This window comes from Shinella zoogloeoides, assembly GCF_022682305.1.
In the GTDB taxonomy this organism is placed as follows: Bacteria; Pseudomonadota; Alphaproteobacteria; order Rhizobiales; family Rhizobiaceae; genus Shinella; species Shinella zoogloeoides_B.
The window spans coordinates 4133098-4146754 of the sequence record NZ_CP093528.1 but is presented as its reverse complement, the minus strand read 5'-3'; the positions used below and the strand labels follow the sequence as shown (position 1 = coordinate 4146754).

Genomic DNA, 13657 nt, shown 5'->3' with positions numbered 1-13657 from the left:
CATGATGCAACCTGCTTACTGGCCGACCGACGAAACCATGACGGCGTCGCCGTTTTCGATCGAGACCCAGCGGCCGGCGTGGAACGACGCCTGGCGCTTCAGGTAGCGATAGGGCGTCTCGGTCCACAGCTTCACCTCGTTGTTGAGGTTGTCGAGGATGTAGTCGCCCTGGGCGGTACGCAGGGTCAGGACGGCATGGCCTTCACCGTCGGGCTTGCGCACGACGGTGATCAGGAGATCGCCGGCGGCAAAGCCCTTTTCCATCAGCATCCGGCGCTTGAGGAGCACGAAGTCCTCGCAGTCGCCGGCGCCGTCCGGATAGGACCAGATCTCATCGACGCCGTGCAATTCCTTGTCGGTCATCGGGGTGATGTCGCGATTCACTCTGGCATTGATCTCGCGCACGATGGACCAGCCGAAATCCGTGACCTTGGCGGGCGCGGTGCGCACACCGGCGCGGCATTCGGACTTGTGGGTCTGACAGAATTCGTAATGGCCGATCGGCTGCGAGGTGACGCCGCCCACCTTCATGGACAGCGCCGATGCCGGTGCGGTGAAAGCCGAGGAAGAAGAAACGAGAACTGCGAGAACCGCCGCAATCCCAGCCTTCGCACCAATCATTCGTGCCATGGAACGTCCCCTAATCGTTAACAAAGAGTTAACGGTGAGAAGGACCTTTCGTCAATCATCAGAATTCGCGAAGCTGGATTATGGTTAAAATGCGACCGATCCGGCGCGCCCGCGCCTTACGCTCCGCGGGCGAGGGTCTCCGCGGCCTCGAGGATCTTCGCGATATCCTGCGGGCGCGACAGGCGATGGTCGCCGTCGCGGATCATGGTCAGCACGACGTCGTCGCCGGAAAGATGCTCCATCAGGCGCACGGCATGGGCATAGGGCACGTCGGGATCGGCCATGCCCTGCAGGATATGCACGGGGCAACCGGTCTCGATGATGCCGGTCAGCACGCGGTTCGCCCTTCCGTCCTCGATGAGCTTCAGCGTGTAGATGTTCGGATCGGGGCCATAGGGCGTCGGCTCCTCGAACTGGCCGCGCTCGGCAAGCGCCGTGCGCTCGGCCTCCGTCAGGTTCGGCTCGATCAGCTCGGAGGTGAAATCCGGCGCGGGGGCGATGAGGACGAGACCGGCGACCTCGATGCCGTTCCTGCCGGCAAGTTCCGCGACGGCGCGCAGCGCGATCCAGCCGCCCATGGACGAACCGACGAGGACGAGGCGGCGCGACCCGATGGTTTTGGCGGCATGATCGATCACGGCGAGCGACTCTTCCAGCCAGCGTGAGATGGTGCCGTCGACGAAGGCGCCGCCGGAAACGCCGTGGCCCGAATAGTCGAAGCGCACGCAGCCGGTGCCGAGGCGGGCGGCAAGGGCAGCAAGCTCCACGGCCTTGGTGCCGGACATGTCGGAGCGATAGCCGCCGAGCCAGACGAAATGGGCGAGCGCATTGCCGGAAGCCGGCGCCTCAAGCGAGACGGCGATGCGCCGTGCGTCATCCCCCTCGCCGACCGTGATGAAATCCGCCGCCGCGCCATTACCGTTCGCCATCGTCATACATATCTCCTTTTCGTGCGCCCACCGGCGGAAAACCGCGTGCCGACCGGCCTTTTGCCGAGAGCTAGACCAGATTCGCCCTCGCAAGGACAGGTGGTGATTTTTTCCGCGGGGCATGCTATTGACTTCCCAAGCGCGATCAACACATTGCCGACAAACGCCGCATTTCGGGCGAAACGGCCCGATCGTCGCACAGATTCATACCCGTCGAAACAGTCGAGGAGACCACGACCATTCGCAGACCTTTCAAAGCGGAAGCCCCCGTCAAAGACGGCCCGCGTTCCAACAGGGAAATCCGGATTCCCCGCGTCCAGCTCATCGATGCCGAAGGCACCAACCACGGCACCGTTCCGACAGATCAGGCACTTCGCATGGCCGAAGAAGCCGGCCTCGATCTCGTTGAGATCTCGCCGAACTCCGAACCGCCTGTCTGCAAGATCCTTGACCTTGGCAAGCTGAAATACGCCAACCAGAAGAAGGCGGCCGAAGCGCGCAAGAAGCAGAAGATCGTCGAGATCAAGGAAATCAAGATGCGCCCGAACATCGACACCCATGACTATGAGGTGAAGATGAAGGCCATGAACCGCTTCTTCGACGAAGGCGACAAGGTCAAGGTGACGCTGAAGTTCCGCGGCCGCGAAATGGCCCACCAGGAACTCGGCATGAAGCTGCTGCTGCAGGTGAAGGAAGACACCCTGGCCATCGCCAAGGTCGAAGCCGAGCCGAAGCTCGAAGGCCGCCAGATGATGATGGTGCTCGCTCCCAAGTGAGCCCCGTCGCCGGCGCCATGCACTGAACGGATCAAGCCGTCCTCCGGGGCGGCTTTTCCATTTCCGGCCGGAATCCACGCTTTCCGAGGAATCCGGTTGCGCTTTTCGGGGACATCGGTTACAAGCCGCCGTCCGAACGGTCCGGCAGGGCATGCCGTGGCCGTTCTTTACGCTGGAGAGGCGCCTTCGTCAGTGCCTCTCGAATTCAAGAAGAATGGAGTAGCAAAATGCCCAAGATGAAGACGAAGTCGTCTGCCAAGAAGCGGTTCAAGATCACCGCGACCGGCAAGGTCGTCGCTGCCGCTGCCGGCAAGCGCCACGGCATGATCAAGCGTACCAACAAGTTCATTCGCGACGCCCGCGGCACCATGGTGCTGGCTGAGCCCGATGGCAAGAAGGTCATCAAGAACTACCTGCCGAACGGTCTCTGAGACTCATCGCGCAATTGATACGTTAAGGAGATCATGACATGGCACGTGTAAAACGCGGCGTTACTTCCCACGCCAAGCACAAGAAGACGCTGAAGGCAGCCAAGGGTTTCTACGGCCGCCGCAAGAACACCATCCGCGCCGCCAAGGCTGCGGTTGATCGTTCCAAGCAGTTCGCCTACCGCGACCGCAAGGTCAACAAGCGCAACTTCCGCGCTCTCTGGATCCAGCGCATCAACGCTGCCGTCCGCGAGCACGGCCTGACCTACGGCCGCTTCATCGACGGCCTGAACAAGGCTGGCATCGAAGTCGACCGCAAGGTGCTTTCGGACATGGCGATCCATGAGACCGCAGCTTTCGGCGCGCTCGTCGCAGCCGCCAAGAAGGCTCTGGAATACCTCAAGGATTCCGGCACGAAGAACGAGTTTGAGGCGGCCGTCAACTAACCGGCGCTCACAACAAATCTTCGCTTCGTTGTGAAACCCGCGCCGGGGAACCGGTGCGGGTTTTTGTTTGGATTTCGGAACTGAACCATGGACGGCACGCTGACCGACCTCAACGCGATCCCCGACATGACCGACGGCGACGTCGAGAGGCTGCTGGCCGCGCTGACGCGCGAGACCCGCCGGGTCGAGCGCGTGGAGCTTTCCTTCGGCGCCGTCTGGATCAAGCGCTACGGCACGGAGCGTCCTCCGATCTGGACGAAGGCGCAGACGACACTTGCCCGCCTCTTCGGCCAGCCGTTCCTGCGCCCCTCGCCCTCTCTCGACGGCAAGGGCATGATCGCGCGGGAAATCCGCCGTATCGGGGCCTTCGCCGCCCAAGGCGTGCCCGTTCCGAAGGTGCTTTATTCTTCCGGCTCCGCGCTCGTGCTTTCCGACGTCGCGCCGACCGTGACCGCCCGCCTCGACGTGCTGCACGATACGGAACCTGCCGCCCATGACGCCCTGCTCGTCGCCTGCGCCGCCCATCTCGGCGCGCTGCACGGCAAGGGCCTCTGCCATGGCCGCCCGCATCCGCGCGACTTCTTCGTGGCCGGCGAACGCAGTATCGGCTTCATGGATTTCGAGGAGGAGCCGGAGGCTGCCATGCCGCTCGCCACCGCCCAGGCGCGCGACCTCTGGCTGCTCTTCCTCCAGCTTACCGACCGCGCCCGCCTCGGCGAAGCGACGGCTCAGAAAGCCTATGCCGCCTGGCGCACCAACGCGCCGCCCGCCGCCGAGGCGGAACTGAGAGAAATGCTCCGGTTCCTCGGCAAGTTTTTGTCGCCAACCCGATTGATCGGGCGCGTGCACATGGGTAGTGATCTGCGACGCTTCCTCGCCGCAACCCGCTATCTCCAGGGGGTTCTTCTGCCTCCCCGCCCGGCCGACGCAAGCAAAGCAGGTAAAGATGACTGAACTCGACACACTGGAACTTAGGCTCCTTTCCGACGTCGCCGCGGCCTCCGACGAGGCGGCGATCGAAGCCGTGCGCGTCGGCGCGCTCGGCAAGAAAGGCTCCGTCTCGGAACTCCTGAAGACGCTCGGCACCATGTCGCCGGAAGAGCGCCAGACGCGCGGCGCGGCAATCAACGCCATGAAGACGCGCGTGACCGACGCCATTGGCGAGCGCAAGAGCGCGCTGCGCGACGCCGCCATCGAGGCCCGCCTTGCGGCCGAGACGGTCGATGTCAGCCTGCCGGTCCGCTCCTCGCCCGCCGAGCGCGGCCGCATCCATCCGATCAGCCAGATCGTCGACGAGATCACCGCGATCTTCGGCGACATGGGCTTCTCGATTGCCGAAGGCCCGGATGTCGAGACGGACTACTACAACTTCACGGCGCTGAACTTCCCCGAGGGTCACCCGGCCCGCGAGATGCACGACACGTTCTTCTTCCCCGCGGACGAGAACGGCGAGCGCAAGGTGCTGCGCACGCACACCTCGCCCGTGCAGGTGCGTACCATGGAGGCGCAGAAGCCGCCGATCCGCATCATCATCCCCGGCAAGACCTACCGGCAGGACAGTGACGCGACCCATTCGCCGATGTTCCACCAGGTGGAAGGCCTCGTGGTCGACAAGACTGCGAATGTCGCCAACATGCGCTGGGTGCTGGAAGAGTTCTGCAAGGCCTTCTTCGAGGTCGACAGCGTCACCATGCGCTTCCGCCCGTCCTTCTTCCCCTTCACCGAGCCGTCCTTCGAAGTCGACATCCAGTGCGACCGCTCGTCGGGCCCGATCGTCAAGTTCGGCGAAGGCACGGACTGGATGGAAATCCTCGGCTGCGGCATGGTCCACCCGAACGTGCTGCGTGCCGGTGGCCTCGACCCGGACGAATATCAGGGCTTTGCCTGGGGCATGGGCCTCGACCGCATCGCCATGCTGAAATACGGCATGCCGGACCTGCGCGACTTCTTCAACGCCGACGTCCGCTGGCTGAGCCACTACGGCTTCCGCCCGCTCGACATGCCGACCCTGTTCGGCGGCCTCAGCGCGTAACCGGCATCCAAGGAGAAAGACAATGAAATTCACGCTCTCCTGGCTGAAGGATCACCTCGACACCGACGCCTCGCTGGAGGAAATCTGCGCGAAGCTGACGGCGATCGGCCTTGAAGTGGAGGAGGTCGACGACAAGGCGGCCTTCAAGCCCTTCGTCATCGCCAAGGTGGTTTCCGCCGAGCAGCACCCGAACGCGGACAAGCTACGCGTGCTGATGGTCGATACCGGCAAGGGCGACCCGATCCAGGTCGTCTGCGGCGCGCCGAATGCGCGCGCCGGCCTTATCGGCGCGTTTGCCGCACCCGGCACCTATGTGCCCGGCATCGACGTGACGCTCGCCGTCGGCATCATCCGCGGCGTCGAGAGCCGCGGCATGATGTGCTCGGAGAAGGAACTGGAAATCTCCGACAACCATGACGGCATCATCGACCTTCCGGCCGATGCGCCCGTGGGTACGAGCTATGCGGCCTATGCCGGCATCGACGACCCGGTCATCGAGATCAACCTGACGCCGAACCGTCCGGACTGCACGAGCATCTACGGCATTGCCCGCGACCTCGCTGCCTCCGGCCTCGGCACGCTGAAGACCCCGAAGGCTCCCTCCTTCAAGGTGGAAGGCGAGACGCCGGTCAAGGTGAAGCTGGAGCTTGGCGGCGACGATCATCTGTGCCCGGGCTTCGCGCTCCGCCTCGTGCGCGGCGTGAAGAACGGCCCCAGCCCGCGCTGGATGCAGCAGCGGCTTCTGGCCATCGGCCTTCGCCCGATCAACGCGCTCGTCGACATCACCAACTATATGACCTTCGACCAGGGCCGTCCGCTGCACGTCTTCGACGCGGCCAAGGTGAAGGGCGACCTCGTCGTGCGCCGCGCGGCCGAGGGCGAGACGGTGCTGGCGCTCGATACGCGCGAATACACGCTGAACCCGTCCAATATCGTCATCGCCGACGATAACGGCGTCGAATCCATCGGCGGCATCATGGGCGGCGAACATTCGGGCTGCGACGAGAACACCGTCGACGTGCTGATCGAATCGGCGCTCTGGGATCCGATGAACGTCGCCAAGACCGGCCGCGCGCACGGCATCATCACCGATGCGCGCTATCGCTTCGAGCGTGGCGTGGACCCGGAATACATGGTTGCGGGCCTCGAGCGCGCGACGGAACTGGTGCTGGAGCTTTGCGGCGGCACGCCGGCCAAGACCGACGTCGTCGGCTACAAGGACTTTAACGCCAAGATCGTCGATTTCCCGTTCTCGGAAGTGCGCCGCCTGACGGGCGTCGACGTCTCCGAGGCTGAAAGCACGAATATCCTGACCCGCCTCGGCTTCACCGTCACGGGTTCGGGCGAGCGCGTCTCCGTCGCGGTTCCCTCCTGGCGTCCCGATGTGGACGGCAAGGCGGACCTCGTGGAAGAGGTCATGCGCATCCACGGCGTCGACAATATCAAGCCCGCGCCGCTGGAAAGCCACGGCTCGGTCAACGGCCGCATCCTCACCACGCTGCAGATCCGCTCGCGGCTGGCCCGGCGTGCACTTGCCTCGCGCGGCATGATGGAGGCCGTCACCTGGTCCTTCATCCCGAAGGCGCATGCCGAGCTCTTCGGCGGCGGCGCGGCCTCGCTGGCGCTGTCGAACCCGATCGCGGCCGACATGTCCGACATGCGCCCCTCGCTGCTGCCGGGCCTCCTGGCGGCCGCACAGCGCAATGCCGACAAAGGCTATGGCGACGTCGCGATCTTCGAAGTCTCCGGCACCTATGAGAACGACCGGCCCGAAGGACAGCGCCGCGTTGCCGGCGGCGTTCGCCGTGGCACCGCCTCGCTTTCGGGTTCCGGCCGTCTCTGGTCGAACGCGGTCAAGGGCGGCGGCAAGCCGGTCGACGTCTATGACGCCAAGGCCGATGCGCTCGCCGTGATCGAGGCCTGCGGCCTGCCGATGGGCAATGTGCAGATCGAGCCGGGCGCACCCTCCTGGTACCATCCGGGCCGCTCCGGCACGATCAAGATGGGTCCGAAGATCGTTCTCGGCTACTTCGGCGAGTTCCATCCGAAGGCGCTCGGCGCGCTCGACGTCTCCGGCGCGCTCTGCGGCTTCGAGATCTTCGTCGACGCCATGCCGGAGCCGAAGAAGAAGGCGACCCGCACCAAGGCGGCGCTCGACCTCTCGCCCTTCCAGGCGGTGAAGCGCGACTTCGCCTTCGTGGTCGACAAGACGGTGGAAGCCGGCGCCATCGTGCGCGCGGCCACCGGCGCCGACCGCAAGCTGATCACGGCCGTCAACGTCTTCGACGTGTTCGAAGGCGCTTCGCTCGGCGAGGGCAAGAAGTCCATCGCCATCGAGGTCGTTATCCAGCCGGTCGACAAGACGCTGACGGACGAGGACTTCGAGGCGCTGACGGGCAAGATCGTCGGCAATGTGGTGAAGACCACCGGCGCCACGCTGCGCGCCTGATGAGGATCGAAGCGGGGCGGTAACGCCCCGCTTTCCGTTTTGTGAACGGTTTGTCACCGGCCTGCATGTTGCAAATTGGTTAACGAGACCTTAACTCCCGCTCCGGGAGGGCATTTGAGGTCGAAATGGATACTGCTGCCAATCTCCTGCCTGTCGCCATCATGGGCGTCGGCGTCTATATCTTCTTCCGCTGGGTGGTGCGCGACATGAACCGCCCGACGCGGCGCTAGAGCACCCTCTCCCCCTTATGCGTTCCCGATCAGCACGCCCGCGGCCAGCACGAGGCTGCCGCCGAGCACGACCTGCATCACGGCGCGGAAGAACGGCGTTTCCATGTAGCGGTTCTGGATGAAGGCGATGGCCCAGAGCTCGATGAAGACGACGACGACGGCAATGGTGGTCGCCAGCATGAAATTCGGAATGAGATAGGGCAGCGCGTGGCCGAGGCCGCCGAGCGCCGTCATGATGCCCGAGGCAAGGCCGCGCTTGACCGGCGATCCACGTCCCGAAAGCTTGCCGTCGTCATGGGCCGCTTCCGTGAAGCCCATCGAGATACCCGCACCCACGGAGGCCGACAGGCCGACGAGGAAGGTCTGCCAGGTATCCTGCGTGGCGAAGGCGGCCGCGAAGATCGGCGCGAGCGTCGAGACCGAGCCGTCCATCAGGCCGGCAAGGCCGGGCTGCACATAGGTCAGGAGGAACTGCCGCCGCGCCGTCTCGTCCTCCTCCGCCTTCACATCGACGGGCGTGTGCTCCTCGCCGAGCCGGCGGGCAAGAGATTCGTGCGACTTCTCCGCCAGCGCGAGATCGCCGAGCAGCTTGCGCGTGGCGGCGTCGCCCGTGCGCGCGGCGGCGGTGAGATAGAAGCGGTGCGCCGCTTCCTCCATCGCCTCGGCCTGCTCGCGGATCTTCTCGATCGACATGTTGCCGATCAACCAGTCCGGCTTCCTCTCGGGAAAATCGCGCACATATTCGCGCCGGACGAGCGGGATACGGTCACCGAAGCGGGCAATGTGACGGTCGATCAGCATCTGGCGATGATGGCTTTCCTCCTCCGCCATCTCCTCGAAGACGCGGGCCGAATGGGGATAGGCATCGCGCAGCGCATCGGCATAGGCGAGGTAGATGCGGCCGTCATCCTCCTCGGAGGAAATGGCGAGCGCCAGGACCTCCTGTTCGCTGAGGGATTCGAGGCTGCGTTTGCCGGGACGGAGAAGGCGGGAGAGCATCGGCTGAAATCCATTTTAGAATTATTCTAAATATAGGAGCATGACCGATTGCGTCAAGCTCGACAGGACGTCGCGGCTAAGGCTAGAGTGGCGTCACAGGATACCCATGAAGGACGAGACGTGACCGCTGCCTTGAAGCCGCTTTCCGCAAGCCGCGACACGCTGCTGGACCGCCTCGGCCGCCGCCTCGCCGACCGGCTGCAAGGCCAGACCTCCGGCTACGAGCCCTATACGCCTTCCGATCCCGAGACCCTGGCGCGCACGCTGCGGCCCGGCGATATCCTGCTCGTCGAGGGCAACCAGAAGGTCTCGGCGGCGATCAAGTACCTGACGCAATCCACCTGGTCCCATGCCGCGCTCTTCGTGGGCGAGGCCGCGCCGCTGACGCTCGACCAGGCGGCGCTGCCGGCGACGGAGCGGCCGCAGCTCATCGAGGTCAATCTCGGCGAAGGGTGCGTCGCCGTGCCCCTTACCAAGTACCGGACCTACAATACGCGCATCTGCCGGCCCATCGGCCTGACGCCGGAGGACCGGGATACGGTGCTCACCTTCATGGTCTCCCGGCTCGGGCTGAAATACGACATGAAGAACATCACCGACATGCTGCGCTATTTCCTGCCGACGCCGCCCATTCCGGTGCGCTGGCGGCGGCGGATGATCGCCTTCGGCTCAGGCGACCCGACGCGGGCGATCTGCTCCACGCTGATCGCCGAGGCCTTCGAGGCGATCCGCTATCCCATCCTGCCCGACATTACCCGCGCCCCCGGCCACGCGGCGGCGACCTCGACCTATTCGCGCCAGGAGATCCTGCATATCCGCCACCATTCGCTCTATACGCCGCGCGACTTCGACCTCTCCCCCTATTTCGAGATCGTCAAGCCGACGCTGAAATACGGCTTCGACTACAAGCGGCTGGAATGGGCGCCGGGCCGGGAAGGCCCATAGGCTGCCTGCGGCGATCGGCCGGATTGCGGGCGCGGCGCGACCGCCCTATCCTTGCGCCATGACCGATCCCGAACGCCTCTCCCATTTCGCCGCCATCCGCACCCGCGCGGAAGCGGAGATGCACGCCATCGGCGTTACCGCCGATTTCATCCCGCTGCTGGTGGAGACCTTCTACGGCCGCGTGCAGGCGCATCCCGAGCTTGGCCCGGTCTTCGACGGCCGGCTGCGAGGGCGCTGGCCGGAGCATATGGAGACGATGAAGCGCTTCTGGTCCGCCGTCGCCTTCAAGGACGGCGGCTATGGCGGCAAGCCGGTAATGGCGCATCAGGGCGTTCAGGGCATCAACCCGCCGCTGTTCGAGACCTGGCTCGGCCTCTTCTCCGCCACGCTTGACGACATCGCGCCCTCGCCGGAGGCGAAGGCGTGGTTCATGGCGACGGCAGAGCGGATCGCGAAGAGCCTGGTGCTCTCCCTCTTCTACAACCCGGCCGACGACGATCCGGCGCGAAACCGCGCCTGAGCGGCTGTATCAGCCCTGCCTGAGCGGCGAGATCGCGATTTCGACGCGGCGGTTCTGCGCGCGTCCGGCTTCCGTCGCATTGGAGGCGATGGGACGCTCCAGGCCGTAGCCGACGGCGGACATGCGGCGCTGGTCGATCCCGCGCGAGGCGAGATGGTTGGCGACCGAATTGGCGCGGCGTTCGGAAAGGTCCTGGTTGAAGGCCGCGTTGCCGACCGAATCGGTATGGCCATCCACGTCGATCAGCGTGCGGTCGAACTTGCGCAGCACGATGGCGACGGAATCGAGCGTCGGATAGAAGTCCGGGCTGACCCGGTCGTCGCCTGTCGCAAAGGTGACGTTCGACGGCATGTTGAGGATGATGCGGTCGCCCGCACGCGTGACCGAGACACCGGTGCCCTGGAGCTGCGCGCGCAGTTCCGCTTCCTGCGTGTCCATGTAATTGCCGACGGCGCCGCCGGCCAGCGCGCCGACACCCGCGCCGATGAGGGCCGCGTTGCGGCGCTGCACCGGATTGTTGCCGATCAGCAGGCCCGCCACCGCGCCCATGCCGGCGCCGATGGCCGCGCCGCCGGCCGTGTTGGAGACCTTCTGCTCGCCCGTATAGGGATCGGTCGTCGTGCAGGCGGAGAGATAGGTCGCGGCCAGCGCGACGATCACGGCTTTCTTGTACATGTATGGTCCCCGGATATATCGATGCGTCTGCTTCAACCTAGCGATTGCGGCAGCAACATGAAAGGGCCTCGCCTTTTGCTAGGTCTTCCCGTTTCCGCTGGTAGTGACACCGGCGCTCGCCGCGACCACCAGCGCCGTACCGAGCATCTGCAGCGGCGTCATCGGCTGGCTCAGCACGAGGAAACCGGCCAGCGCGCCGAGCGCCGGCTCCAGGCTCATCAGGATGCCGAAGGCCGACATGGGCATGCGGCGCAGCGCCGTCATCTCCAGCGCATAGGGAAGCAGCGGCACCAGAAGGGCAAGGCCGAACATCATGGCCAGCCCCTCCGGGTTCATCGCCTCGCCCGCGCGCGGCAGACCGAAGGGCGCGGCGACGACCGCCGCCACGATCAGCGACATGGAAAGGCCCTCTAGGCCGCGGAAGGCTTTGCCCGCCTTCTTCATGAGGACGATATAGGCGCCCCAGCCGACACCGGAGCCACAGGCGAAGAGCACCCCGACCGGATCGCCGATCCAGCCCTCGCCGTCATGGGAGAGCAGCGCGACGCCGACGAAGGCCGCCAGCGGCCAGACCAGCCGCCACCCGCCGCCGAGCGAAAAGGTGGCGACGGCGAGCGGCCCGAGGAACTCGATCGCCACGGCAAGGCCGAGCGGAATCCGGTCGATGGCAGCGAAGAAGAACAGGGTCATCGCCGCCATGGTCGCGCCGAGCAGGAGAGCGCTCTTCCATTGCTCGCGGCTGTAGGAGCGCATGGGCGGGCGCACGATCAGCGCCAGCACCGCCGCCGCCATGACGAGGCGCAGGAAGGTCGTGGCCGACGGCCCGTAGGCATCGATCGCCGTCGCGGAGAAAGCCGCGCCGAACTGGATGCACGACATGGAGGCGAAACAGAGCAGGATGCCGGAGGCGAGGCCCGCATTGTTCTGCTGCGATAAAACCTGTTGCTCTGCCATTGGACCCTCCTCCGGCGCCCAGTCCTAGAGGAGGGTCAGCCACCCGGCAAATGGATAATCGTGACGCCTTGCTTCAATGAAATTGATGCTGGGAGCCGGGTCAGCCCGCAACGCCCTTCAGCGTGTTGGCGACGTTGAGGCCGATTTCCGGCACACCGTAGCCGCCTTCCATGACGACGAGCACGGGAAGGCCGCTCGCCGCGACCGCCCGGCCCATGGTGACGTAGTCCGGCGAGGTCAGCTTGAAGAAGGAGATCGGGTCCTGCTCGAACGTATCGACGCCGAGCGAGAGCACGATGACCTCCGCGCCGAAGGCGGAGATGCGCTTCAGCGCGTCGAGCAGCGCCGCCTCCCAGACGGGATAGGGCGTTCCGGGCGACATGGGATAGTTCTGCGTGGTGCCCGCGCCCGCCCCCTTGCCGGTCTCCTCCGCATAGCCGAGGAAATGCGGGAAGGCTTCGGCCGGGTCCCCGTGCAGCGAGGCGAAATAGACATCGCCGCGCTCGTAGAAGATATCCTGCGTGCCGTTGCCGTGATGGAAATCGACGTCGAGGATCGCGACCTTCTTCGCGCCCTTGTCGAGGAGGCGCTGGGCAGCGACGGCGGCGTTGTTGATGAAGCAGTAGCCGCCGAAGCTGTCGATGCCGGCATGGTGTCCCGGCGGGCGGCAGAGCGCGAAAGAGGCCTTCGCGCCGCCTGCCACGATATCGGCGGCCGTAAGCGCCGTGCGCATGGAGGACAGCGCCGCCTCCCAGGTGCCGGGCGAGATCGCCGTTTCGGCGGCGTTGCAATAGTAACCGAGGAGACCATCGATCTGGGTGGGGATGCGCGGCGAGGTGCGGCGCACGGGGAAGGACGTGGCGATGGCCTCGCCGTTGTAGCCGGCGGCCTTCCACTGGTCCCAGGCCGTTTCGAGGAAGGCGAGATAGCCGGCGTCGTGTACCTTCAGCGCGGTTTCGAGGCCATAGTGATCGGGCGCGGCGACATCGCTGAAACCGGCGTCCTTGACCGCCGCCAGGATCCATTCCGCCCGGAACGGCGCTTCGAAGGGCGGCACCAGCTCGCCGCCGTAAAGCTCGCTGCGGGCGTTCCTGAGCTTGTGGTCCTCGGAAAAGATAACGCGCATGAAAGGCTCCCCATTTCTCGTTCGGCGCGACGGTAGTGCATTTTTGCCGGAAGGGGAATCTCCCCTGCGGGGTAGGAGACAGCCATTCGCGACCGCTCAGGCGATGGCGGCGCGCTGCTGGCGGCCGAGGCCGATCTGCTTGAGGAGCAGTATGTCGGCGACCGCGACGGCGGCGAGCGCGATGAGACCCATGCCCGCCAGCGTCAGCCCGCCGCGGGCAAGGAGGAGAACGGCGACGCTGCCGAGCACCCAGAGCCCATCCCCCGCGATCGCGAAGCGCACCGCGGCTTGCGAGGGCCGCTCCTGCCGGCCGACGGCGAGGTGGAACGCGCCCCAGAGGAGGAAGAAGACGGCGAAGCCGGTAAGAATGGCAGGCGTCGCATGGGGGCCGACAAGATCGCTTAGCGGACCGGCGAAGGCGAAGAGGGCGATGCCCGCGACGAGGGAGAAGACGCCGTCGGCGAGCATGACGGATTTCAGGAGATTGCGGTTGAGGGCTGCGAACATGGTTGGTTCCT

15 protein-coding genes are annotated in these 13657 nt (G+C 65.4%); 8 read left to right on the top strand and 7 right to left on the bottom strand.

Translation table 11 applies throughout. The annotated features are described in order from the left end of the window. Positions 1 to 15: 15 nt before the first annotated feature. Positions 16 to 630: a transglutaminase-like cysteine peptidase gene (locus MOE34_RS20485; RefSeq protein ID WP_242219327.1), complete on the bottom strand. Its 615-nt coding sequence runs from the start codon at positions 628 to 630 to the stop codon at positions 16 to 18. A gap of 116 nt (positions 631 to 746) precedes the next feature. Next, entirely contained in the window at positions 747 to 1565 is an 819-nt protein-coding gene (locus tag MOE34_RS20480; RefSeq protein WP_431522397.1) for an alpha/beta hydrolase, read from the bottom strand. 233 nt (positions 1566 to 1798) lie between these two features. Between MOE34_RS20480 and infC the strand changes: the two genes are divergently transcribed. The 6 genes from infC to pheT all read left to right on the top strand — a co-directional run bounded on the left by infC (position 1799) and on the right by pheT (position 7690). Then, on the top strand, positions 1799 to 2335 hold the full coding sequence (gene infC, locus MOE34_RS20475) for a translation initiation factor IF-3 (RefSeq protein WP_242224162.1): 537 nt from the start codon (positions 1799 to 1801) through the stop codon (positions 2333 to 2335). A gap of 227 nt (positions 2336 to 2562) precedes the next feature. Continuing rightward, a complete protein-coding gene (gene rpmI / locus MOE34_RS20470; RefSeq protein WP_024270153.1) occupies positions 2563 to 2766 on the top strand; it encodes a 50S ribosomal protein L35 in 204 nt (67 codons plus the stop codon). A 38-nt stretch (positions 2767 to 2804) separates the two neighbouring features. After that, positions 2805 to 3209, top strand: a complete 405-nt coding sequence (rplT, locus tag MOE34_RS20465; protein ID WP_242219325.1) for a 50S ribosomal protein L20 — start codon at positions 2805 to 2807, stop codon at positions 3207 to 3209. An 87-nt stretch (positions 3210 to 3296) separates the two neighbouring features. Next, complete coding sequence (locus tag MOE34_RS20460) at positions 3297 to 4163, top strand: lipopolysaccharide kinase InaA family protein (RefSeq protein ID WP_242219323.1); 867 nt, start codon at positions 3297 to 3299, stop codon at positions 4161 to 4163. Then, positions 4156 to 5241 (top strand): phenylalanine--tRNA ligase subunit alpha, encoded by a 1086-nt coding sequence (gene pheS, locus MOE34_RS20455; protein WP_242219321.1) that lies wholly within the window; start codon positions 4156 to 4158, stop codon positions 5239 to 5241. The genes MOE34_RS20460 and pheS overlap by 8 nt, the downstream gene beginning before the upstream one ends. A 22-nt stretch (positions 5242 to 5263) precedes the next feature. Next, complete coding sequence (gene pheT / locus MOE34_RS20450) at positions 5264 to 7690, top strand: phenylalanine--tRNA ligase subunit beta (RefSeq protein WP_242219318.1); 2427 nt, start codon at positions 5264 to 5266, stop codon at positions 7688 to 7690. A 245-nt stretch (positions 7691 to 7935) separates the two neighbouring features. Here the strand turns inward: pheT and mbfA are convergent, their stop codons facing one another. Continuing rightward, complete coding sequence (gene mbfA / locus MOE34_RS20445) at positions 7936 to 8919, bottom strand: iron exporter MbfA (RefSeq protein ID WP_242219316.1); 984 nt, start codon at positions 8917 to 8919, stop codon at positions 7936 to 7938. A gap of 120 nt (positions 8920 to 9039) precedes the next feature. Here mbfA and MOE34_RS20440 point away from each other — a divergent pair, with 120 nt between their 5' ends. Both MOE34_RS20440 and MOE34_RS20435 read left to right on the top strand, forming a co-directional pair. Further along, a complete protein-coding gene (locus tag MOE34_RS20440) occupies positions 9040 to 9864 on the top strand; it encodes a lipo-like protein (protein WP_242219314.1) in 825 nt (274 codons plus the stop codon). A gap of 58 nt (positions 9865 to 9922) precedes the next feature. Next, positions 9923 to 10384 (top strand): group III truncated hemoglobin, encoded by a 462-nt coding sequence (locus MOE34_RS20435; RefSeq protein WP_242219312.1) that lies wholly within the window; start codon positions 9923 to 9925, stop codon positions 10382 to 10384. Between the two features lie 9 nt (positions 10385 to 10393). Here MOE34_RS20435 and MOE34_RS20430 read toward each other — a convergent pair whose 3' ends face one another. The 4 genes from MOE34_RS20430 to MOE34_RS20415 all read right to left on the bottom strand — a co-directional run bounded on the left by MOE34_RS20430 (position 10394) and on the right by MOE34_RS20415 (position 13646). Beyond that, positions 10394 to 11059, bottom strand: coding sequence for an OmpA family protein (locus tag MOE34_RS20430; RefSeq protein WP_242219309.1), 666 nt, complete (start codon positions 11057 to 11059; stop codon positions 10394 to 10396). Between the two features lie 78 nt (positions 11060 to 11137). Next, positions 11138 to 12013, bottom strand: coding sequence for an EamA family transporter (locus MOE34_RS20425; RefSeq protein ID WP_242219307.1), 876 nt, complete (start codon positions 12011 to 12013; stop codon positions 11138 to 11140). Positions 12014 to 12113: 100 nt separating this feature from the next. After that, the gene (locus MOE34_RS20420) at positions 12114 to 13139 is read right to left on the bottom strand and encodes a histone deacetylase family protein (RefSeq protein ID WP_242219305.1); all 1026 of its coding nucleotides are present in this window, start codon (positions 13137 to 13139) and stop codon (positions 12114 to 12116) included. 96 nt (positions 13140 to 13235) lie between these two features. Continuing rightward, positions 13236 to 13646 carry a hypothetical protein gene (locus MOE34_RS20415; protein ID WP_242219303.1) on the bottom strand — a complete coding sequence of 137 codons (411 nt, stop codon included), beginning with the start codon at positions 13644 to 13646 and terminating at the stop codon, positions 13236 to 13238. Between the last annotated feature and the right edge of the window lie 11 nt (positions 13647 to 13657).

What these genes read in the sequence shown, in the direction of transcription:
- MOE34_RS20485 (WP_242219327.1), bottom strand. Translation starts at nt 630, where the DNA reads ATGGCACGAATGATTGGTGCGAAGGCTGGGATTGCGGCGGTTCTCGCA.
- MOE34_RS20480 (WP_431522397.1), bottom strand. Translation starts at nt 1,565, where the DNA reads ATGACGATGGCGAACGGTAATGGCGCGGCGGCGGATTTCATCACGGTC.
- rpmI (WP_024270153.1), top strand. Translation starts at nt 2,563, where the DNA reads ATGCCCAAGATGAAGACGAAGTCGTCTGCCAAGAAGCGGTTCAAGATC.
- rplT (WP_242219325.1), top strand. Translation starts at nt 2,805, where the DNA reads ATGGCACGTGTAAAACGCGGCGTTACTTCCCACGCCAAGCACAAGAAG.
- MOE34_RS20460 (WP_242219323.1), top strand. Translation starts at nt 3,297, where the DNA reads ATGGACGGCACGCTGACCGACCTCAACGCGATCCCCGACATGACCGAC.
- pheS (WP_242219321.1), top strand. Translation starts at nt 4,156, where the DNA reads ATGACTGAACTCGACACACTGGAACTTAGGCTCCTTTCCGACGTCGCC.
- pheT (WP_242219318.1), top strand. Translation starts at nt 5,264, where the DNA reads ATGAAATTCACGCTCTCCTGGCTGAAGGATCACCTCGACACCGACGCC.
- mbfA (WP_242219316.1), bottom strand. Translation starts at nt 8,919, where the DNA reads ATGCTCTCCCGCCTTCTCCGTCCCGGCAAACGCAGCCTCGAATCCCTC.
- MOE34_RS20435 (WP_242219312.1), top strand. Translation starts at nt 9,923, where the DNA reads ATGACCGATCCCGAACGCCTCTCCCATTTCGCCGCCATCCGCACCCGC.
- MOE34_RS20430 (WP_242219309.1), bottom strand. Translation starts at nt 11,059, where the DNA reads ATGTACAAGAAAGCCGTGATCGTCGCGCTGGCCGCGACCTATCTCTCC.
- MOE34_RS20425 (WP_242219307.1), bottom strand. Translation starts at nt 12,013, where the DNA reads ATGGCAGAGCAACAGGTTTTATCGCAGCAGAACAATGCGGGCCTCGCC.
- MOE34_RS20420 (WP_242219305.1), bottom strand. Translation starts at nt 13,139, where the DNA reads ATGCGCGTTATCTTTTCCGAGGACCACAAGCTCAGGAACGCCCGCAGC.
- MOE34_RS20415 (WP_242219303.1), bottom strand. Translation starts at nt 13,646, where the DNA reads ATGTTCGCAGCCCTCAACCGCAATCTCCTGAAATCCGTCATGCTCGCC.